Source organism: Aquipuribacter sp. SD81, from assembly GCF_037153975.1.
Taxonomy (GTDB): Bacteria; Actinomycetota; Actinomycetes; order Actinomycetales; family JBBAYJ01; genus Aquipuribacter.
Map to the genome: position 1 here is coordinate 65,874 of NZ_JBBAYJ010000020.1, position 20,573 is coordinate 86,446.

Sequence of the window (20,573 nt, forward strand, 5' to 3'; positions counted from 1 at the left end):
CCGGCGGCCCCCCTCAGGGCAGGGACGCGACGAGGGCGTCGAGCTCGGCGCGCGGACCGGTGAAGAACGGCAGCTCCTCGCGCACGTGCCGGCGGGCGCCGGTGTTCCGGAGGTCGCGCATGAGGTCGACGATGCGGTGCAGCTCGTCGGCCTCGAACGCCAGCAGCCACTCGTAGTCGCCGAGGGCGAAGCTGGAGACGGTGTTGGCGCGCACGTCCGGGTACGGCCGCGCCGCCCGGCCGTGCTCGACCAGCAGCTCGCGGCGCTCGTCCTCCGGCAGCAGGTACCACTCGTAGCTGCGCACGAACGGGTACACGCACAGGTAGCCGCGCGCCTCCTCCCCCGCCATGAACGCGGGCACGTGGCCGCGGTTGAACTCCGCCGGGCGGTGCAGCCCGACGACCGACCACACGGGCGCGAGGTGCCGGCCCACGTGGGTGCGCCGCAGCGCGTGGTACGCGGCCTGGACGGTCTCGACGGTCGGGGCGTGCCACCACACCATGAGGTCCGCCTCGGCGCTCATCCCGCCGACGTCGTACCAGCCGCGCACGACGAGGTCGTGCTCGGCCACGAGCGGCGCGAGCGCGTCGTGGACCTCGGCGGCGAGCGAGGCCCGGTCGGCGTCGCCGGGCAGCGGCGCCGCGGAGGCGAAGACCGACCACGCGGTGTACCGGATCGTCTCGTTGATGCTGTCGGCGTCGGCGGCACTCATGCCCCCGAGTATCCCGGCCCCGCCCCCCGCCCCTTCGCCGAGGGGTCGGCCCCGGCACGTCGGGACGGGTGACGGCGTGCCGCGAGCGACCCCTCGGCAGCGCGGGGGCGGGCTCCCCGGGGGGTCAGGGGGTGAGGGCGGCGGCGGCGCGGGCGCCGGAGGCGATGCACGCCGGCACGCCGACGCCGTCGGTCCAGCCGCCCGCGACGGCCAGGCCCGGCTGCTCGACGACGAGGCGGCGGACGGCGGCGACCCGGTCGACGTGCCCGACGGTGTGCTGCGGCAGCGCCCCGCCCCACCGCGCGACGGTGGCGTCGACGACCCGGGGGGCGGGCACGTCGTCGACGGCGAGCAGCGTCGCGAGGTCCCGGGCGGCGAGGTCGACGAGGTCGGCGTCGTCGCGGCGCAGGGCCCCGGCGTCACCACGGCGGCCGTACGACACCCGCACGAGGTGCCGGCCGGCCGCGCGCTCCGCCAACCACGCCCACTTCCGCGTGCTGAAGGTGACCGCCTTGGCCTGCACGCCCGCGGCGGCGGCCTCGCTGGGCGGCACGAGCAGCCCCGAGCGCTCGGGCACGTCGCCCTCGACGGCGAGGGCCACCACGCCGACGCCGACGACCGGGACCTGCTCGAGCAGCGCGGCGGCCGCGGGCACGACGGGACGGAGCAGCCTGGCCGCCGCGGTGAGCGGCAGCGCGACGACGACCGCGTCCACGTCGAGCGCCTCCTCGGGCAGCCGCACGCGCCAGCCCGCGCCCTCGCGCTCCAGGCCGTGGACGAGCGCGCCGGTGCGCACCCGGGCGCCGGCCCGGCGCAGGGCGTCGACGGCCGCGTCGGCCAGCAGCGACGTGCCGCCGTCGACGCCGGTGAACACCGGGGCGCCGGGCGTCGCGGCCGACCCCATCGCGTCGACGGCGTCGGCGAAGGGGGTGCCGTCCTGCCACGCCCGCCACAGCTGCGGCACGACCGAGCGCAGCGACAGCTCGTCGGTGCGGCCGGCGTGGACGCCGCCCAGCAGGGGCTCGACGAGCACGTCGAGCACGGGGCGGCCCACCTCGCCCACGACGGCCGTCGCGACGGCCACGTCGTCCCGCCGACCACCCTTCGGCCGGTCCCGTCGTCCCCCGCCCGCGGCGGCCCGCAGGGCCGCCTCCGTCTCCGCGAGCTCCGCGGGCCGCAGCACCCCGGACAGGTCGGTGCCGTGGCCGGGCACGCCGAGGACCGTGCCCCGCGGCAGCCGACGCACCCCGTCGCGCCGCCACACCGCCGCCGCGGCGGCCGTGGGCGAGGTGAGCCGGTGCGTGAGGCCCAGCCGCTCGACGAGGGCGACGCCCTCGGGACGCCGCGCCAGGAACGCCTCCACGCCGACGTCGAGGTCGACCCCGCCGACCGGCTGCCGGCGCAGCAGGCCACCCGGGTCCGGCCGCGCCTCGAGCACCTTGACGTCGGCGCCCGCGTCGACGAGGTCGAGCGCGGCCACGAGGCCGCTCACCCCGCCGCCCAGCACGGCGACGCGCGACCGGCTCACGCGTGGCTCACGAGGCGGTCCGGGCGAGCTCCGCCTCCCGGTCGAAGGCGTGGACGAGGTCGGTGAGGCGCGCGAGCTGGTCGGGGTCGGTCGCGGGCAGCACGCCGTGCCCGAGGTTGAACACGTGCCCGGGCGCGCGCAGCCCGTCGAGCAGCACCTGCTGGGCGCGCTCGGCGACGACCGGCCACGGCGCGAGGAGCAGGGCCGGGTCGAGGTTGCCCTGCACGGGCCGGGGGTGCCCCGCGGCCGCGAGCCGCTCGACCGCGTCGGCGAGCGTGACGTGGAAGTCGACCCCGACGACGTCCGCGCCCGCCGCCGCCAGCGACGGCAGCAGGTCCTGGGTGCCGACCCCGAAGTGGACGCGCGGCACCGGTCCGCCGTGCGGCCCCTCGACCGCGGCGACGTCGGCGAGCACCCGGGCGGAGTGCGGCGCCACGTGGCGCTCGTAGTCCGGCCGGGCGAGCGCCCCCGCCCAGGAGTCGAAGAGCTGGACCGCGGCCGCGCCGTTCTCGACCTGCACCCGCAGGAAGGCGCTCGTGAGGGCGGCGACCTTGGCGAGCAGGGCCGAGAAGAGCCCGGGGTCGGCGAGCATGAGGGACTTCGTCGCGGCGTGGTCGCGGCTCGGACCGCCCTCGACGAGGTAGCTCGCGAGCGTGAACGGCGCCCCCGCGAAACCGAGCAGCGGGGTGGCCCCCAGCTCCGCGCGGGTGAGCCGGACCGCCTCGGCGAGGAAACCGAGGTCGGCGTCGGCGGCGTCCGGCAGCGCGTCGACGTCGGCGGCGGTGCGCACGGGCGAGGCGACGACCGGCCCGGTGCCGGGCACGATCTCGACGTCGACGCCGGCAGCGTGCAGCGGGACGACGATGTCGCTGTAGAGCACGGCGGCGTCGACGCCGTAGCGGCGGACAGGCTGCAGCGTGATCTCGGCGACGAGCGCCGGCGTGCGGCACGCCTCGAGCATCGCGGTGCCGCCGCGCGCGGCGCGGTACTCCGGCAGCGAGCGGCCGGCCTGGCGCATGAACCACACCGGCGTGCGGTCGACGGGCTCGCCGCGGGCCGCGCGCACGAGGTCCGGCAGCGGGGCGGCGGGGGCGTCGGTCACGCCGCCATCATCCCAGCGCCGCGCGACACGCCGACCCGCCGGGGCCGGTACCACGACGGACGTCGGTGCGGCGACCTACCCTGCCCTGGTGACGACCACCCGGCAGCTCGCCGGCTCGGGCACCGACCTGCCGGTCCCCGACGTGTTCGTGCGCGCCGTGGAGGCGCTGCGCGCGACGGTCGTCCGACGCGAGGTCGAGCTCGAGGAGATCCCGCCGCCGCGGCGGGTCGCGCCGCACGCGCACGCGCTCGACGGGCACCTCGACCTGTCCTCGCTGCGGGCGCCCGGCACCGCGGACGTCGACGACGTCGACGACGCCGGCGGCCGCTTCGTCCTGCTGCACGACCCGGCCGCCCCCGAGGCGTGGGGCGGCGACCTGCGCGTCATCGCGCTCGTCAAGGCGGTCGTCGAGCCGGAGCTCGCCGACGACCCGCTGCTCGCCGAGGTCGTGTGGTCGTGGCTCGGGGAGGGCCTCGACGCGCAGGAGGCCCGCGCCCGCCGGCTCGGCGGGACCGTCACGCGCGTGGTGTCGGAGAGCTTCGGCAGCCTCTCGGCCCGTCCGGACGCCATCCAGGTCGAGCTGCGCGCGTCGTGGTCGCCCGAGGGCCACCCGGGGGCGCACCTGCAGGCGTGGGCCGACGTGCTGTGCCGCGTGGCGGGCCTGCCGCCGCTGCCGTCGGGCGTCAGCGCGCTCCCCCGCCGCCGCGCCTGACCGGTCCGTCCCGGGACGGCCGGCCTCCGGAACGGGCGGCCCCCGTCCCTCAAGTAGGCGGCCCCGACGGCCGATCACTCGTCCAGCGCCGGGAGCACCGCTCCCGCAGGACGAGGAGGCACCATGACCACCCTGGTCACCGACCGGGCCCGCATCCCCCTCAGCCGGGGACGGTTCCACGCCGCGGTCGTCGCGGGGTCCCCGGGTCTGCGCGAGTCGCTGGCCCGCGTCCTCACCTCGCTCGGCGCGGCCGACGTCACCGCCGTCGGCCTCGTGAGCGAGACCCGCACGCTCGGCCGCGGCAGCCTCGCCTCCCTCGCCGTCGTCGAGAGCCAGCTGCCCGACGGCTCCGGCATCGCCGCCGTCGAGCAGCTGCGCTCGCTCGGCTGGTCGCGCACGGTCCTGCTGTCGCAGGCGACCGACCCGTTCACGGTCCGCGGGGCGCTCATGGCCGGCGCCCGCTGCTTCCTCGTCACGAGCCGCCCCGCGCCGCCCACGCAGCCGACCGGTCCCGCCGACCCGGGCGTCGAGCAGCTGTCGGCGCGCGAGATCGAGGTGCTCCGCCTCGTCGCCGACGGCCGGTCGAACAAGGACGTCGGGGACTCCCTCGGCCTCTCGGCCCTCACCGTCAAGAGCCACCTCGCGCGCATCGCCCGCAAGCTCGGCACGGGCGACCGCGCCCAGATGGTCGCCATCTCGATGCGCGCGGGCGTCGTCACCTGAGTCGCAGGCCCCCGTCCACACGGGCTCCGCGGCTCGGGCGCGGCTCTCGCCTACGCTTGCCCGGTGCCTGACGCCGACCCGACCGACGCGCCCGAGGCACCGCCCGTCCCCGTCCTGAGCGCCCCGGCGGGCGGCACCCCGCCCGTCGTCGTCGACCAGGCCGCGCTCGACGCCGCCGTCGACGGCCTCGCCGCCGCGGAGGGGCCGGTGGCCGTCGACGCCGAGCGCGCGTCCGGCTACCGCTACGGGCAGTCCGCCTACCTCGTGCAGGTGCGCCGCGGCGAGGGGCCCACGGTGCTCGTCGACCCCGTCGCCGACCTCGACCTCCGCGGTCTCGCCGAGGTGCTCGACGGACCCGAGTGGGTCCTGCACGCCGCGAGCCAGGACCTGCCCTGCCTCGCCGAGCTCGGGCTGCGCCCGCGCCGCGTCTTCGACACCGAGCTCGGGGCGCGCCTCGCCGGTCTGCCGCGGGTGGGGCTCGCCGCCGTCACCGAGCACTACCTCGGCGTGGGGCTGGCCAAGGAGCACTCGGCCGTCGACTGGTCGACGCGCCCGCTGAAGGCGTCCTGGCTCGCCTACGCCGCGCTCGACGTCGAGCTGCTCCTGCAGGTGCGCGACCGGCTGGCCGCCGACCTCGCGGAGCAGGGCAAGCTCGCGTGGGCCGAGGAGGAGTTCGAGGCCGTCCGCACCGCCGCGCCGCCCCCGCCCCGGCCGGAACCGTGGCGGCGCACGTCCGGGGTGCACAAGCTGCGCTCGCGCCGGGCGCAGGCCGTCGTGCGCTCGCTGTGGCAGGCGCGCGAGCAGCTCGCCCAGCAGCGCGACGTCTCGCCGGGCCGAGTCCTGCCGGACTCCGCCATCGTCGCGGCCGCCACCGAGCAGCCGCGCACCCTCACCGCGCTCGCCGCGCTGCCCGTGTTCTCCGGGCCCGCGAACCGGCGCCACGGGCGCTACTGGCTGGACGCCATCAGCGAGGCGCTCGCCCTGCCCGACTCCGCCCTGCCCGGCCCGCCGCCCCGTGGCGACGGTCCCCCGCCGCCGCGCGTGTGGTCCGACCGGGAGCCCGCCGCCGCGGCGCGGCTCGCCCGGGTGCGACCGGCGCTCGCCGCCCTCGCCGAGCAGCACGGCCTGCCCGTCGAGAACGTCCTTACCCCGGACACCGCCCGCCGGCTCGCGTGGGAGCCGCCGGAGCCGGCAGACGCCGACGCTGTCGCCGCGTTCCTGCGCGCGCGGGGGGCACGGCCCTGGCAGGTGGACCTCGTCACCGGTCCGCTCGTCGAGGCGCTCACCGCCCCGGACGACTCGGCGCCGACAGCCGCCCAGCCCTAGTTACCGGCCGGTAACTTCCGGGGGTAGCATCGACGGCGGCGCCTGCGCTGCGGCAGGCGGTGACGAACCGACCCGGGAGGTCACGTGCACCCCACGACCAGGGACGTCGTCTTCGTCGACGGCGTCCGGACGCCCTTCGGCAAGGCGGGCGAGAAGGGCATGTACGCCCAGACCCGCGCCGACGACCTCGTCGTCCGCTGCATCCGCGGGCTGCTGGAGCGCAACCCCGGCCTGCCGCCGGAGCGCGTCGACGAGGTGGCGGTCGCCGCGACGACGCAGACCGGCGACCAGGGCCTCACCATCGGCCGGACCGCGTCGCTGCTGGCGGGCCTGCCGAAGTCCGTGCCCGGCTTCGCGATCGACCGGATGTGCGCGGGCGCCATGACGGCGGTGACGACGACGGCGTCCGGCATCGGCTTCGGCGCCTACGACGTCGCGATCGCCGGCGGCGTCGAGCACATGGGGCACCACCCGATGGGCTCGGGCGTCGACCCCAACCCCCGCTTCGTCGCGGAGAAGATCGTCGACCCGTCGGCGCTCGTCATGGGCGCGACGGCGGAGAACCTCCACGACCGCTTCCCGCACCTCACGAGGGAGCGTGCCGACGCCTACGCCGCCGAGAGCCAGGCCAGGCTCGCTGCCGCCTACGAGGCCGGCAAGGTGCAGGAGGGCCTCGTCACCATGGCCACCCGGCACGCCGAGCGCGGCTGGGGGCTGGCGACCGCGGACGAGCCGCCGCGGCCCGGCACGACCGTGGCCGACCTCGCGGGGCTCCGCACGCCCTTCCGCCCGCACGGCCGCGTGACGGCCGGCAACGCCGCGGGCCTCAACGACGGCGCGACGGCGTGCCTGCTCGCCGAGGCGACGACCGCGCACGAGCTCGGCCTCACGCCGCGCATGCGGCTCGTCGGCTACGCCTTCGCGGGCGTCGACCCCGAGGTGATGGGCGTCGGCCCGGTCCCCGCGACGGAGAAGGCGCTGCGCCGCAGCGGCCTCACGATCGACGACATCGGCCTGTTCGAGGTCAACGAGGCGTTCGCCGTGCAGGTGCTCGCGTTCCTCGACCACTTCGGCATCGCCGACGACGACCCGCGCGTCAACCCGTGGGGCGGGGCGATCGCCGTCGGGCACCCGCTCGCGTCCTCCGGCGTCCGGCTCATGAGCCAGCTCGCCGCGCACTTCGCCGAGCACCCCGAGGTCCGCTACGGCCTCACGACCATGTGCATCGGGATCGGGATGGGCGGCAGCGTCATCTGGGAGAACCCGCACCACGCGGAGGCCGGCGCCTGGGCGCGTCCCGGCACCACGAGCGAGGAGGACGCCGCGTGACCGCGACGACGACCGACCGGAGCACCCGTGACCACGACCGCGAGGCGATGACGTCGCTGTTCTCCGACGAGGTCGTCACCCGCACCGCCGTGCAGCACGTGCCCCTGCCGGACGGCGGCACCCTCGCGCTGCTCACCCTCGACAACGGCCACGACCACACGAAGCCGACGACGTTCGGCCCGGCCGGGCTCTTCGGCATCTCCGACGCGCTCGACGCCGTCGAGGCGGGCATGGAGGCCAACGGCACGCGCGCCGTCGCGGTCACCGGCAAGCCGTTCGTCTTCGCCGTCGGCGCCGACCTCAAGGGTGTCGGCCAGGTGACCGAGCGCGACCAGGCGCTCGCGGTGGCCCGGCTCGGCCACGACGTGTTCCGCCGCCTCGGCGAGCTGCCCGTGCCGAGCTTCGTGTTCGTCAACGGCGCCGTCATGGGCGGCGGGCTCGAGATCGCGCTGCACTGCACGTACCGGACCATCAGCTCCGGCGTCCCCGCGCTCGCGCTGCCGGAGTGCTTCCTCGGGCTCGTGCCCGGCTGGGGCGGCACGTACCTGCTGCCGCGGCTCGTGGGCCCGCAGGCCGCGCTGCAGGTCATGGTCGACAACGCGCTCAACCAGAACCGCATGCTGAGCGGGCCCAAGGCGTTCGGCCTCGGCGTCGCCGACGCGATGTTCGAACCCGCCGACTTCCTCGAGCGCAGCGTCGCGTGGGCCGCGGACGTCCTCGCCGGTCGCGTCGAGGTGCCCCGCACCGACCACACCGCCGACGCAGCGACCTGGGACGGCACGGTGGCCGCCGCGCGGAAGGCCCTCGACGCGCGCCTCGCCGGCGCCGCACCGGCCCCGGCCCGCGCGCTCGACCTCGTCGCCCTCGCCCGCACCGCCGACCGCGACGAGGCCTTCGCCGCGGAGGACGAGGCGCTGGCGGACCTCATCGTGTCGCCGCAGTTCCGCTCGGGCGTCTACGCCTTCGACCTCGTCCAGCGCCGCGCGAAGCGCCCGCAGGGCGTCCCCGACAAGGCGCTCGCGCGGCCGGTCACGTCCGTCGGTGTCGTCGGCGCCGGCCTCATGGCCTCCCAGCTCGCCCTGCTCCTCGTGCGCCGGCTGCAGGTGCCGGTCGCGCTCACCGACCTCGACCAGGCCCGGGTGGACGCGGGCGTCGCCCGCGTCCACGGCGAGGTCGACACCCTGCTGGGCAAGGGCCGCGTCTCCCCCGACCAGGCCAACCGGCTCAAGGCCCTCGTCACCGGCAGCACCGACCTGTCGGTCTTCGCCGACGCCGACCTCGTCGTCGAGGCGGTCTTCGAGGAGATGTCGGTGAAGAAGCAGGTCCTCGCCGGCCTCGAGGCCGTCGTGCGGCCGGACTGCGTCCTCGCGACCAACACCTCGAGCCTGTCGGTCGAGGAGATGGCCGCCGACCTCGCCCACCCCGAGCGCATGGTCGGCATGCACTTCTTCAACCCCGTGGCGGTCATGCCGCTGCTCGAGGTGGTCCGGGCGCCGCGGACCGACGACGCGACGTACGCCACCGCCTTCGCCGTGGGCAAGGAGCTGAGGAAGACGTGCGTTCCGGTCGCGGACGCGCCGGCCTTCGTCGTGAACCGGCTCCTCATCCGCCTCACGAGCGAGGTGTGCGAGGCGCTCGACGCGGGCACGCCGCCGGAGGTCGTCGACGCCGCGCTGCGGCCCCTCGGTCTGCCCATGTCGCCGCTCGTGCTCCTGCAGCTCGTCGGCCCGGCCATCGCGCTGCACGTGCTCGAGAGCCTCCACGCGGCGTTCCCCGACCGCTTCACCGTCTCGCCGTCGCTGCAGCGGATCGTCGAGGCCGGCCACCCCGGTGTCTGGTCGTGGGACGAGCGCGGGAAGCCGTACCTCTCCGACGAGGTCAGGGCCCTGCTGCCCGAGCCCGCCGCGGCACCGGCCTCGGCCGAGGACGTGCTGCGGCGCAGCCTCGAGGCCCTCGCGCAGGAGGCGCGGCTGCTGCTCGACGAGGGCGTCGTCGCGGACCCGCGCGACATCGACCTCTGCATGATCACCGGTGCGGGCTGGCCGTTCCACCTCGGTGGCCTGCTCCCGCTGCTGGACCGCGAGGGCGTCGCGGAGCGGGTGACGGGCCGGCGGTTCCTCCCGCCCGGGGTCGCGAGCCTGCCCGCCTGAGCATGACGCCGCGTCGCCCGGCCGCCGCCGTCCGTCACGACGGGTGTGGCGACCGGGTGACTCGCGGCGGCGCGCGGGTCGCGCGGTTTGGCCGCGGACGAGGCTCGGGGACGCTGGCCCCGTGACCCTCCCCGCCGTGCCGCCCGCCTCGCGGGCACCCGCCCCCGCGGTGCGGGTGCGCCCGCGCGGGCCGGCGCGGCTGCGGCAGGCGGTGCTCGCGCTCGAGGTGCTCGACGAGGTCGACCTCGACCCGGTCGCCGACGGCGTCGCCCTCAGCGGCGGTGGGCACCTGGGCTGGGACGACGTGGAGACCGCACTCGGCGGGTGGGTGGACATGCCCGACCACCCCGTGGCACGGCGACGGCTGCTCGTCGCCGTCGAGTGCGTGCGGCTGCTCGCCACGGGCGGTCCCGACGGGGTCCTCGCCGCGCTCCGCGCGCACGGCGAGCCGACCGAGCCCGGCCCGGCGGACCCGGGCGACGGCTGGGCCGTCGAGGCCGTACCCGGGGGCGCGCTGCGGCTCGGACCCGGTGTCTGCGACCTCGGCCGGGTGCCGGGGCCCGCGCCGCTGCCCGCCCTGCCGTCCGTCACGGCGGCCCTGGGCGTCCGAGCCGACGCCGCGTGGCCGGCGGCGCGCACCGACCTCGACCGGCTCGCCGGTCTCGCGGTGGAGCGGCTGCGTCGGGACGCCGCCGAGGGACGCGCGCTCGTGCTCCGACCGGTCGGCGGGGCCGACGTCGTCACGCTGCTCGGCAGCGCCCGCCTGCGGGCCCACCTCGCCGACGGCGACGGGACGGGCATGCGGGCCGTCGCCGTCCCGGTGCGCGACCGCGGCTGGTTCGACCTCGCGCGCATCGACCCCGCCTACGTGAGGGCGGCGTGGGCGGCCAGCGAACCCCGTCACCGTGCCTTCGACCGGCCGCTGCTCGTGACCGCGGACGAGGTGGCCGTCCCGGTGCGCGGTGGCGACGTCGTGGGCGCCGCGCTCGCGGACCCGGCCGGCGCGTCACGGCGCGATGTGCGCTGGCGCTGACCCGCCTCAGTCCTCGACGGAGCGCGTCCGGGACTCCTCGGCGGCCTCGCCGTCGCGCGCCGCGACGGGTGCGTCCCCGCCGGCGCCGGCCGTCGTCCGGCTCACGACCTCCACGAGCCGCCGGCTGACGGCCTGTGCGGTGAGCCCGCACCGCTCGAGCAGCTGCGCGCGGGACATGTGGTCGTGGAACTCCTGCGCGAGTCCGAAGCCCTCGACGTGGCGGTCGACGTCGGCCACGGCCAGCGCCTCCCGGACCGCCGAGGCGACCCCGCCCACGCGGCCGCTGTCCTCGACGACCGCGACGAGGCGGTGCCGGCGCGCGAGCGCCACGACCGAGTCGTCGACCGGCTTCACCCAGCGGGGGTCGACGACCGTGCAGTCGACCCCGTGGGCGGCCAGCCGCTCCGCCGCCTCCAGGCACACGGGAGCCATGGCGCCCACCGCGACGAGGAGCACGTCCGGCCGGTCGCCGGTGGGCGCGCGCAGCACGTCGGTCGGGCCCTCGGTCGCCACGGCCGGCACGTCCTCGCCGAGCGCGCCCTTGGGGAAGCGCAGCACCGTCGGGGCGTGCGCGACGTCGACGGCCTCGCGCAGCTCCGCCCGCAGCGTGACGGCGTCGCGGGGCGCTGCGACCCGCAGCCCGGGCACCACCTGCAGGATCGACAGGTCCCACATGCCGTTGTGGCTCGCGCCGTCGTCGCCGGTGGCGCCCGCCCGGTCCAGCACGAACGTGACCCCGGCGCGGTGCAGCGCGACGTCCATGAGGACCTGGTCGAAGGCCCGGTTGAGGAACGTCGAGTACACCGCGACCACCGGGTGCAGGCCCGCGGAGGCCATGCCGGCCGCCGCGGTCGCCGCGTGCTGCTCGGCAATGCCGACGTCGGCGACCCGGTCGGGGTGGGCCTCCGCGAAGCGGTGCAGGCCGACGGGGATGAGCATGGCCGCGGTCACGGCGAAGACGTCCGGCCGCTCGCGGCCGACCGCGACCATCTCCTCGGCGAAGACGGACGTCCACGACGGCGCCGACGGCTTGAGGGAGGCGCCCGTCACCGGGTCGATCGCCCCGATGGCGTGGAACTGGTCGGCGGCGTCGGACTCCGCGAGCGGGTAGCCGCGGCCCTTCTGGGTGATGACGTGCACGAGCACCGGGCCGCCGAACTTCCGCGCCCGGTGCAGCACGCGCTCGACCGCGGCCCGGTCGTGGCCGTCGACCGGCCCGACGTACTTCAGGCCGAGGTCGCCGAACATGCCCTGGGGGGCGACGAAGTCCTTGACCGCCGCCTTGACCGCGTGCAGCGCCCCGAACACCAGGCGCCCGACGCGACCGCGGCGGACGAGGCTGCTGCGGCCCCAGCGCAGCAGCCGCTCGTAGCGCCGGTCGGTGCGCAGGCCGGCGAGGTGGGTCGCGAGACCGCCCGTGGTGGGGGCGTACGAGCGGCCGTTGTCGTTGACCACGACGATGACGGGGCGCTCCGGGTCGTCGGCGACGTTGTTGAGGGCCTCCCACGCCATGCCGCCGGTGAGCGCGCCGTCGCCGATGACGGCGACCGCGTGCCGGTCCGTGACGCCCTGCACCTGGAAGGCGCGGGCGATGCCGTCGGCCCACGACACCGCGGTGGAGGCGTGGGAGTTCTCGACGACGTCGTGCTCGGACTCGGCCCGGCTCGGGTAGCCGGAGACGCCGCCGGCCCGCTTGAGGAGGGAGAAGTCCTGCCGCCCGGTCAGCAGCTTGTGGACGTAGGACTGGTGGCCGGTGTCGAACACGATCCGGTCGCGCGGGGAGTCGAAGACCCGGTGCAGCGCGATGGTGAGCTCCACGACCCCGAGGTTGGGGCCGAGGTGCCCGCCGACGGCCGTCACGGTGCGGACGAGGTGCTCGCGGACCTCGTCGGCCAGCGCGTCGAGGTCCGCGTCCGACAGCGCCCGCAGGTCGGCCGGGCCCGTGATGCCCGGCAGCAGGCGCGCCGGGCCGACGGGGTGCGCCGGCGTCACGGCGACGGCGGGTCCGGTCGGCTGCTGCGGCGGGACCGGCCGAGCAGGCTGCTGCTGGTCACGGGCCTGCGGGGCCGCGGGCTCCTGCACATCGCCGTGCGTGTTCCTGTCCGTCGTCACCACTCCTCCGGCCGGCCGCGGCCGGACCTCGGCGCGGGCAGACCCCCGTGGGGGCGTCACCCCACGATACGGGCCGGGCGGACCGCCCGCGCGTGACGGGCGGGCGCGGCGCGGCCCACCACCCCGGCGGGCGCCGCCGCACCGTCACAGCCTGGGCACCCAGCGGCTGCCGCGGAGGGCGTCGGCGAGCAGGGCGGCCGAGCGGCGCGTGCGCCGCAGCCGCGCCCCCTCCGCGTGCAGCACCTCGACGACCTCCTCGGTCGCCGCGGCGTCGAGGCCTCGCTCGGCGAGGGCGCCGCGCGCCTGCTGCAGGGCGCGCTCGCACGCGTGCAGCTGGGCGTCCACGTGCTGCTCCGCCAGCCACGCGAGCACGAGGGGGCGGCGCAGCAGCGCGGCGTGGCCGCGGTAGTCCGGCGGGCACACGTCGAGCAGCCACTGCACCGCGCGGTCGGTGAAGCGCTCGTGGCCCGGCGGCGGCACCTCGGCCGGCCAGCCCGGCGGGACGCGCCCCGCGGCCGAGCGGCCGTAGCCGGCGCCGCCCGCCGTCACGGCCGGCTCACCGGTGCGCGTGCTCCGTGGCGAGCGCGCGCAGCCGCCCGATGGCCGCGGTCGCGTCCTCGGCGCCGTAGACGGCGGAGCCCGCGACGAAGACGTCGGCGCCGGCCTCCGCGCAGCGGGCGATGGTCGACTCCGAGACACCGCCGTCGACCTGCACGCGCACGTCGAGGTCGACGTCGTCCACGGCGCGACGCACCCGGCGCAGCTTCGGCAGCACGACGTCGAGGAACTCCTGGCCGCCGAAGCCCGGCTCGACCGACATGACGAGCACCATGTCGAACTCCGGCAGCAGGTCCGCGAAGGGCTCGAAGGGGGTCGCCGGCCGCAGCGCGACACCCGCCCGCGCGCCGGCCGCCCGCAGCTCGCGCGCGGTGCGGACCGGCGCGGCGGAGGCCTCCGCGTGGATCGTCACGCCCCACGCGCCCGCCTCGGCGTAGCGGACCGCCCAGCGGTCGACGTCGGCCACCATGAGGTGGCAGTCCACCGGCAGGGGGCTCGCCGCGGCGACGGCCTCGACGACCGGCGGACCGATCGTGAGGTTCGGGACGAAGTGCCCGTCCATGACGTCGACGTGCACCCAGTCGGCGGCCGCGATCCGACCCACCTCGTCGGCGAGCCGGGCGAAGTCCGCGCTGAGGATGCTGGGCGCGACGAGGGGCTCTCTCACGCCGCCCAGCGTATGGGCGTCGTGCCGGTGCGGCCCGGGCCGACCCCGCGTGCGGTTGACGTGACCGATTCGTGACTTTTACCGTCGGGGTGCCCGCACCGACGTGCGGGACACCCGGGAGTCCGTGCGCTGCCGCCCCGGGCCGGTCTCCTCCTCCCAGGGCAGCAGGGTCGCGTCCTCCCGCCCGCCGTGGCGGTCCTCGGTCGTGCCTGCGCACGGCACGAGAGGTCCCACCGATGGCACGATCCACACCCCGTCACCGCGCCGACGTCCCCCGCCGCTCCACCTGGGGCGCCGCCGCGGCGGCGCTCGGCCGGACCCGGGCCGCGCGGGCCGCGACCCCGGCCCTTCTCGCCACCGCGATGGCGGGGGTCGGCCTCGGCGTCGCCGCGCCGGCGCAGGCGGCTCCCGGCGAGACGTGGGACCGGCTCGCGCAGTGCGAGTCCAGCGGCAACTGGTCCATCAACACCGGCAACGGCTACTACGGCGGCCTGCAGTTCTACCAGCCGACGTGGGAGGGCTTCGGCGGCCTGCGCTACGCCCCCCGCGCCGACCTCGCCTCGCGCTCGGAGCAGATCGCCGTCGCCGAGCGCGTCCTCGCCACGCAGGGCTGGGGCGCCTGGCCCGCGTGCTCGGCGAAGCTGGGCCTGCGCGGCTCGGGCGGGTCCTCGAGCGGGTCCGGCTCGGACAGCGCCGGCTCCGGCAGCTCCAGCAGCTCCGGCAGCGGGAGCAGCTCGTCGGGCTCCAGCGGCTCCAGCGGGTCCGCCCCGTCCTACGCCGGGTCGTACACGGTCCGCTCGGGCGACACGCTCGCCGCGATCGGTCGCCGCTACGGCGTCACGTGGCAGCAGCTCGCCGCCGCCAACCGCAGCACGATCTCGAACCCGGCGCGGATCTACGTCGGGCAGACCGTCAAGGTGCCGGGCGCGTCCGGCTCGAGCAGCTCCTCGGGCGGCTCCGGCAGCACGAGCGGCAGCAGCGCCCCGTCGGGCACGACCTACACGGTCCGCGCCGGCGACACGCTGTCGAGCATCGCCCGCGCCAACGGCACCACGTGGCAGGAGCTGTACGCCGCGAACCGCAGCGCGGTCGGGTCGAACCCGAACCTCATCCGGGTCGGGCTGACGCTCTCGGTCTGAGCCACCCCGCGGCGCGGCCGCAGCGAAGGAGCCGACCGTCCTCACGCCCCAGCCGGGCGCCAGGACGTCACCGCCTCCTCCGCTGCGGCCGCTTCTGCGTGCTCGGGGCCGGCCGACGCGGCCGTCAGGTGCGGCGCAGCAGCGCGAGGAACATGCCGTCGGTGCCGTGGACGTGCGGCCACAGCTGCACGTGGGAGCCGGCGCGCGCACCGGGCACCTCGCCCACCGCGGCCTCCAGCGCGTCACCGGCGTCGAGCACGGTCGCCCCGATGCCGTCCCGGGCGGCCCGCCGCACGACGTCGTCGACGACGAGGCCGGTCTCCGCGGGGTGCGGCGAGCACGTGACGTACGCGACCACCCCGCCGGGACGGGTCGCGGTGAGTCCGGCGCGCAGCAGGTCGCGCTGCAACGGGGCGAGCGCGGCCAGGTCGTCGGGCGTGCGCCGCCAGCGCGCCTCGGGCCGCCGGCGCAGCGCCCCGAGACCCGTGCACGGCGCGTCGACGAGGACGCGGTCGTAGGCGGCCGGCTCGTCCTCCCCCACCGCGCGGCCGTCGCCGGTCCGCACGTCCCACACGTCCTCCGCGCCGGCCACCGCCTGCCGGACGAGCTCGGCACGGTGCCGGCTCACCTCGACCGACGTGCCGCGGTGCCCCTCGCGGCGCGCGAGCGCCGACAGCAGCGACGACTTGCCCCCCGGGCCCGCGCACAGGTCGAGCCAGCGCTCGGCCCCCTCGGCGGGCGGGTCGAGCGGCGCGGCGGCGAGGGCGAGGGTGACGAGCTGGCTCCCCTCGTCCTGCACGCGCGCGCGCGACTCCCGCACGTCCACGAGCTCGCCGGGCGCACCCGAGGGCAGCGTGACGGCGTACGGCGACCAGCGGCCGGTCCGGCCGCCGGCCGCGACGAGCGCCGCCGGGTCGACGAGGCCGGGTCGGGCGAGCAGCGCGACGTCGGCGGGAGCGTTGTCGGCGCGAAGCAGGGCCTCGGTCTCCGCCGCGTCGCGGCCGTGCGAGACGAGCGCCTGCCGCAGCGCCCGCACCACCCACCGGGGGTGGGAGTGGCGCACCGCGAGCGCGTCGTCGGCCGCGCGTCCCGCGCCGGTGACGGCGGGGGCGACGACCTCGAGCCAGGCGTCGAGGTCGCGCTCGGCGACGCGGCGCAGGACGGCGTTGACGAGCCCGGAGGCGCCGGTCCCCACCTCCTGCCTGGCGAGCCCGACCGTCGAGGCGACGGCCGCGTGGTCGGGCACCCGCATGCCGAGCAGCTGGTGGACGCCGAGACGGAGCACGTCGCGGGTGGGGCCGTCGACGCGGTCGAGCGGGCGGTCGACGAGCGTCGCGAGCACGGCGTCGTAGAGCCCGAGCTGCCGCAGCGTCCCGTACGTGAGCTCGGTGGCGAAGGCGGCGTCCCGGCCCTTGAGGCGCAGCTCGCGCAGGACGACCGGCAGCGCGAGGTTGGCGTACGCGTCGGCCTCCCGGACCTGCTGCAGCACGCGGTACGCGGCGGTGCGGGCGGGGTCGGCGCTGCGGAGCCGCTCGCGCGCGGGCGCCCTGTCCCGCGCGTCGGCGTCCCGGCGCGGTGCCTGGCCACGCGGGCCCTGCCCGTCGCGTCCGCCCCACGGACCGCCTCCGCGGGGTCCGGCTCCGCGCGGACCGGTCCCACGTGGACCGCTTCCGCGCGGACCGCTCCCCCGCGGGCCGTCCCCACGTCCGTCCCCGGCCATCAGGCGTCGTCCCCGAGCCGCGTGCGGGCGGGCAGCCGGGCGCCGCGCCACCAGTCCCCCGCCGCCATCGGGCGCCGGCCCTCCGGCTGCACCTCGCCGAGGCGGACGGCCGACGTGGCGGTGCCGACGAGCACGTCGGCACCCTCGGCCCGGACCTCGCCGGGCGCGAGGCCCGCGGTCTCGTGCGGGCGCACCGGACCGAGCTTGAGCCGGCGCCCCTCCAGCGTCGTCCACGCCCCCGGCGACGGCGTGCACGCTCGTACGCGCCGGTCGACCGCGGCGGCGGGCTCGTGCCAGCGGACCCGCGCGTCGTCGGGACCGAGCTTGGGCGCGCGGCTCGCGCCGTCGGCCGGCTGCGGGACCGCCTCGAGCGCGCCGTCCTCCAGCCCGTCGAGCACCTGCACGAGCAGGTCCGCCCCCGCGGTCGCGAGCCGGTCGAGGACCGCGCCGGACGTGTCGTCGGCGCGCAGGCGCTCGGTCATGGTGGCGAGCACCGGCCCGGTGTCCATGCCCTCGTCGAGCCGGAAGACCGTGGCCCCCGTCACGTCGTCACCCGCCAGCAGCGCGTGCTGCACCGGCGCCGCCCCCCGCCACGCGGGCAGCACCGAGAAGTGCAGGTTGACCCAGCCGAGGCGCGGCACGTCGAGCGCCGCCCGCGGCACGAGCGCGCCGTAGGCGACCACGGGGACGCAGTCCGGACGCAGCCGGGCCAGGGCGTCGAGGAACTCCAGCTCGCGCGGGGACACGGGCTGCAGCACGGGCAGGCCGCGCTCGTCGGCGAGGGCGCGCACCGGGCTCGGGCGGGCGCGGCGGCCGCGCCCGGCGCGGGCGTCGGGGCGGGTGACGACGCCGACGACGTCGTGGCGCGACGCGAGCAGCGCCTCCAGCGACGGGACGGCGACCTGGGGGGTGCCGGCGAGGACGACCCGCACGGTCAGCGAGCCGCGCCGAAGGTGGCGTGCGGGCTCACCTTGACGACGGGTGCGGCCTCCCCGGCCCAGTCCGCCTCGCGGATCATGCGCATGGCCTGCTTCTTCTGCTCCCGGTCGAGCCGGTCGATGAACAGGATCCCGTCGAGGTGGTCGGTCTCGTGCTGCACGGCGCGCGCGAGCAGGGCCGAGCCCTCGATGCGGACCGGGTCGCCGTGCATGTTCCACCCGCTCGCGACCACCCGCATCGCCCGCGGGGTGTCGGCGTAGACACCCGGGAAGGACAGGCAGCCCTCCTCGCCGTCCTGCAGCTCCTCGGACAGGTCGAGGTCCGGGTTCACGAGGTGGCCGAGCTCGCCGTCGACGTACCACGTGAACACCCGCAGCCCGACGCCGATCTGGGGCGCGGCGAGGCCGGCCCCGGGCGCCTCGAGCATCGTGTCCTCGAGGTCCTTGACGAGGCGCCGCAGCTCCTTGTCGAACGTGGTGACGGGCGAGGCGGGCGTCCGCAGGACGGGGTCACCGAAGAGCCGGATGTCCTTGATCGCCATGGGCACCATGGTAGGCGGGCCCGAGGGCCCGCCTCGCCGCCGCCGTCCGCCCGGTCGCCCGCGGCCGGCGCCGGCCCGCCGGGTCTCACACGAGGTCGTGCGGGTCGACGCGGACGCTCAGCCGGCCGGGCGCCTTCGCGGCGGACCGGGCCGCGAGCAGGCCGCGCACCGCGTCCACGACCGCCTCGGGCGAGCCCGTCACGAGCACCTGCCACGCGGGGGCCGCGCCCGGCGCGGGGGGCGAGGGGACCGGTGCCGGGCCGAGCACCCGCACCGGCGCGGGGGCGGACGGGGCGAGGGCGAGGACGTCCTCCCCGCGCAGCGCGGCGGCCGCCGCCGCGAGGTCGGCCTCGGTGCCGGTGAGCCGGGCGAGCGTCGCCGCGGGCGGCAGCGCCGCCTGGCCGCGCTCGTCGAGCAGCCGGTCGGCGAGCGCCTCCGGGGCGTCCTGCACGAGGGACTGCACGACGCGGTGGGCGGGGTCGGCGACGACGACGAGCCGACCGCCGTCCGGGGCCGGCCGGACGAGCGCGGCCAGCGCGGTCCAGCGGCGCAGCGTCTCCTCCTCCACCGCGAGCCCGGGCCGGGCCAGCGCCCGGTCGCCGTCCAGGACGGCGGCGGCGGCGTAGCCGCGCTCCGCCGGCGGCTCGGCCCCGGGGGTGGCGACGACGAGCGCCGGCGCGTCGGCGACGCGCTCGTGCCGCCGGCCGCCGCGACTCACGACGACAGGGACCCCCGGCAGCGCGCGACCGAGCTCCTCCCCCGAGCGCTCGACCCCGACCGACCCCGCGCGCAGGCGCACGGACCCGCACACCCCGCACGCCCACGCGGGGTCGGGACGGGCGCACCACGTGCACGTCGGGGGCGCAGCGGCGCGGGGCTGCGCGAGGGGCCCGCCGCAGTGCCGGCAGCGCGCGGGAGACCGGCAGGTCTGGCAGCGCAGGGACGACACCCAGCCGGCCCGCGCGACCTGCACGAGGACGGGGCCGGACCCCAGCGCCTCGCGCAGCACCCGCAGCAGCGTCGCCGGCACCCGGGCGGTCGCCTCGACGGGGTCCTCGGGGTCCGGCACGACGACCCGCGGCCCGGTGGCGCGGCGCACGGCGCGCTCCGGGGCCAGGGAGCGCAGCCGGCCGGCGCGGACCCACCCCTGGGTGCGCACGGGCCGCCCGCTCGACACGAGGGCGAGCGCGGCGCCCTCCCGCTCGGCCCGGACCAGGGCGGCGAGCGAGGCGTCCCAGCCGGGCGCGTGCGGCTCGACGTGCCCGTCGTCGCCGTCGTCGAGGACGAGCACCGCACCGAGGTCGCGGACGGGCGCGAGCACCGCCGAGCGGGTGCCGACCACGACGTCGGCGTCGCCCCGCAGCACCCGCAGGAACGCCCGCCAGCGCGCGGCCGGGGCCAGCTCGGAGTGCAGCACGGCGGTGCGCGGGTCGTCGGCCAGGTCCGCGGCCGCGACGAGAGCGGTCACCGACACCACGTCGGGGGCCACGACGACCGTGCCGCGCCCACCGCGCCGGGCGGCGGCGACGACGTCGGCGACGAGGGGTCCGGTGGGGGCGCTCAGCGGCGGGCGGACCGCTGCGCGCGGCCCGTCGCCCGCCGCGAGGCGGGCGAGGAACGCCTGCCCGCCGACGACGTCCCGCCACGCGTCCGCTCCCCCGCTCGGGCGCGGGGAGGTGGTGGCGCCCGGGTCGGCGCCCGGGTCGGTGCCCGGGTCGGCGCTCGGCCCGGCGCCCGGCCCGGCGCCCGGCTCGGCGCCCGGCTCGGTGCTCGGGTCGGTGTCCAGGGCCTCGTCCGTGGCCGCCCGCTCGGCGAGCAGCTCCTTCTCCGCCCGGGCGTGCCGCGGCGGGACGGCCGCCCGGAGCACGTCCGGCAGCGTGCCGGCGAGTGCGTCGGCCAGCGCGCGGGCGGCCCCGGCGACCTCGGGGGTGAGGGCGGGCAGCGTGCCGACGACCCGCGCGAGCGGACGCAGGCCCGCCGCCGACGCGGTCCCCAGGCCGAGGACCCAGCCGTCGTGCCGGGCCCCCGCGAACGGCACCTGGACGCGGCTGCCGACCGCGACCTCGCCCACCAGCCGCGCGGGCACGGCGTAGGTGAACGGGTGGTCGAGGTGCGGGTGCGGCACGTCGACCGCGACATGGGCCACGGGGACCTCCGCCCCCTCCTCCGGCGGCACCTCCGCCTCGCCCTGGCGCGTGCGCCGGGGGCGCCGTCGGGGCGCGGGCCCGAAGAGCGTGTCCTGGCCGGCCGGGCCGCTCGCGCCGGCCGGGCCGCTCGCGCCG

At 78.1% G+C, this 20,573-nt stretch carries 17 protein-coding genes; 7 read left to right on the top strand and 10 right to left on the bottom strand.

The annotated features are described in order from the left end of the window. Positions 1-13: 13 nt before the first annotated feature. The 3 genes from hemQ to hemE all read right to left on the bottom strand — a co-directional run bounded on the left by hemQ (position 14) and on the right by hemE (position 3,342). Positions 14-712, bottom strand: coding sequence for a hydrogen peroxide-dependent heme synthase (gene hemQ / locus WAA21_RS12925; protein WP_336923222.1), 699 nt, complete (start codon positions 710-712; stop codon positions 14-16). Positions 713-836: 124 nt separating this feature from the next. Continuing rightward, on the bottom strand, positions 837-2,240 hold the full coding sequence (gene hemG, locus WAA21_RS12930; RefSeq protein WP_336923223.1) for a protoporphyrinogen oxidase: 1,404 nt from the start codon (positions 2,238-2,240) through the stop codon (positions 837-839). Positions 2,241-2,247: 7 nt separating this feature from the next. Beyond that, on the bottom strand, positions 2,248-3,342 hold the full coding sequence (gene hemE / locus WAA21_RS12935; RefSeq protein ID WP_336923224.1) for a uroporphyrinogen decarboxylase: 1,095 nt from the start codon (positions 3,340-3,342) through the stop codon (positions 2,248-2,250). 88 nt (positions 3,343-3,430) lie between these two features. On the opposite strand from hemE, the gene WAA21_RS12940 reads away from it, so the two are divergent. From WAA21_RS12940 to WAA21_RS12965, 6 genes are all read left to right on the top strand, one after another. Then, the gene (locus WAA21_RS12940) at positions 3,431-4,054 is read left to right on the top strand and encodes a DUF3000 domain-containing protein (RefSeq protein WP_336923225.1); all 624 of its coding nucleotides are present in this window, start codon (positions 3,431-3,433) and stop codon (positions 4,052-4,054) included. A gap of 123 nt (positions 4,055-4,177) precedes the next feature. Then, positions 4,178-4,777, top strand: coding sequence for a response regulator transcription factor (locus tag WAA21_RS12945; protein ID WP_336923226.1), 600 nt, complete (start codon positions 4,178-4,180; stop codon positions 4,775-4,777). 63 nt (positions 4,778-4,840) lie between these two features. After that, positions 4,841-6,103, top strand: a complete 1,263-nt coding sequence (locus WAA21_RS12950) for an HRDC domain-containing protein (protein ID WP_336923227.1) — start codon at positions 4,841-4,843, stop codon at positions 6,101-6,103. An 84-nt stretch (positions 6,104-6,187) separates the two neighbouring features. Then, on the top strand, positions 6,188-7,432 hold the full coding sequence (locus WAA21_RS12955) for a thiolase family protein (RefSeq protein ID WP_336923228.1): 1,245 nt from the start codon (positions 6,188-6,190) through the stop codon (positions 7,430-7,432). Positions 7,433-7,479: 47 nt separating this feature from the next. After that, on the top strand, positions 7,480-9,582 hold the full coding sequence (locus WAA21_RS12960) for a 3-hydroxyacyl-CoA dehydrogenase NAD-binding domain-containing protein (protein WP_336923242.1): 2,103 nt from the start codon (positions 7,480-7,482) through the stop codon (positions 9,580-9,582). Between the two features lie 121 nt (positions 9,583-9,703). Further along, positions 9,704-10,615, top strand: a complete 912-nt coding sequence (locus tag WAA21_RS12965) for a hypothetical protein (RefSeq protein ID WP_336923229.1) — start codon at positions 9,704-9,706, stop codon at positions 10,613-10,615. A gap of 6 nt (positions 10,616-10,621) precedes the next feature. Here the strand turns inward: WAA21_RS12965 and dxs are convergent, their stop codons facing one another. From dxs to rpe, 3 genes are all read right to left on the bottom strand, one after another. Continuing rightward, positions 10,622-12,607 (bottom strand): 1-deoxy-D-xylulose-5-phosphate synthase, encoded by a 1,986-nt coding sequence (gene dxs / locus WAA21_RS12970; protein ID WP_442893288.1) that lies wholly within the window; start codon positions 12,605-12,607, stop codon positions 10,622-10,624. A gap of 264 nt (positions 12,608-12,871) precedes the next feature. Beyond that, positions 12,872-13,276: a hypothetical protein gene (locus WAA21_RS12975; protein ID WP_336923230.1), complete on the bottom strand. Its 405-nt coding sequence runs from the start codon at positions 13,274-13,276 to the stop codon at positions 12,872-12,874. Between the two features lie 7 nt (positions 13,277-13,283). Then, on the bottom strand, positions 13,284-13,952 hold the full coding sequence (rpe, locus tag WAA21_RS12980; protein WP_336923231.1) for a ribulose-phosphate 3-epimerase: 669 nt from the start codon (positions 13,950-13,952) through the stop codon (positions 13,284-13,286). A 236-nt stretch (positions 13,953-14,188) separates the two neighbouring features. Between rpe and WAA21_RS12985 the strand changes: the two genes are divergently transcribed. Further along, a complete protein-coding gene (locus WAA21_RS12985; protein WP_336923232.1) occupies positions 14,189-15,091 on the top strand; it encodes a LysM peptidoglycan-binding domain-containing protein in 903 nt (300 codons plus the stop codon). A gap of 124 nt (positions 15,092-15,215) precedes the next feature. On the opposite strand, the gene WAA21_RS12990 is transcribed toward WAA21_RS12985, so the two are convergent. The 4 genes from WAA21_RS12990 to WAA21_RS13005 form a co-directional block, all read right to left on the bottom strand. Beyond that, the gene (locus tag WAA21_RS12990; protein WP_336923233.1) at positions 15,216-16,811 is read right to left on the bottom strand and encodes an RsmB/NOP family class I SAM-dependent RNA methyltransferase; all 1,596 of its coding nucleotides are present in this window, start codon (positions 16,809-16,811) and stop codon (positions 15,216-15,218) included. Further along, positions 16,811-17,743, bottom strand: coding sequence for a methionyl-tRNA formyltransferase (gene fmt / locus WAA21_RS12995; protein WP_336923234.1), 933 nt, complete (start codon positions 17,741-17,743; stop codon positions 16,811-16,813). Before fmt ends, WAA21_RS12990 begins: the two co-directional genes overlap by 1 nt. A 2-nt stretch (positions 17,744-17,745) precedes the next feature. Continuing rightward, positions 17,746-18,291, bottom strand: coding sequence for a peptide deformylase (gene def / locus WAA21_RS13000; protein WP_336923235.1), 546 nt, complete (start codon positions 18,289-18,291; stop codon positions 17,746-17,748). A gap of 85 nt (positions 18,292-18,376) precedes the next feature. Further along, on the bottom strand, positions 18,377-20,573 hold a 2,197-nt coding region (locus WAA21_RS13005; protein WP_336923236.1), incomplete at its 5' end, for a hypothetical protein.

What these genes read in the sequence shown, in the direction of transcription:
- WAA21_RS12960 (WP_336923242.1), top strand. Translation starts at nt 7,480, where the DNA reads ATGACGTCGCTGTTCTCCGACGAGGTCGTCACCCGCACCGCCGTGCAG.
- WAA21_RS12945 (WP_336923226.1), top strand. Translation starts at nt 4,178, where the DNA reads ATGACCACCCTGGTCACCGACCGGGCCCGCATCCCCCTCAGCCGGGGA.
- WAA21_RS12990 (WP_336923233.1), bottom strand. Translation starts at nt 16,811, where the DNA reads ATGGCCGGGGACGGACGTGGGGACGGCCCGCGGGGGAGCGGTCCGCGC.
- WAA21_RS12985 (WP_336923232.1), top strand. Translation starts at nt 14,189, where the DNA reads ATGGCACGATCCACACCCCGTCACCGCGCCGACGTCCCCCGCCGCTCC.
- hemQ (WP_336923222.1), bottom strand. Translation starts at nt 712, where the DNA reads ATGAGTGCCGCCGACGCCGACAGCATCAACGAGACGATCCGGTACACC.
- def (WP_336923235.1), bottom strand. Translation starts at nt 18,291, where the DNA reads ATGGCGATCAAGGACATCCGGCTCTTCGGTGACCCCGTCCTGCGGACG.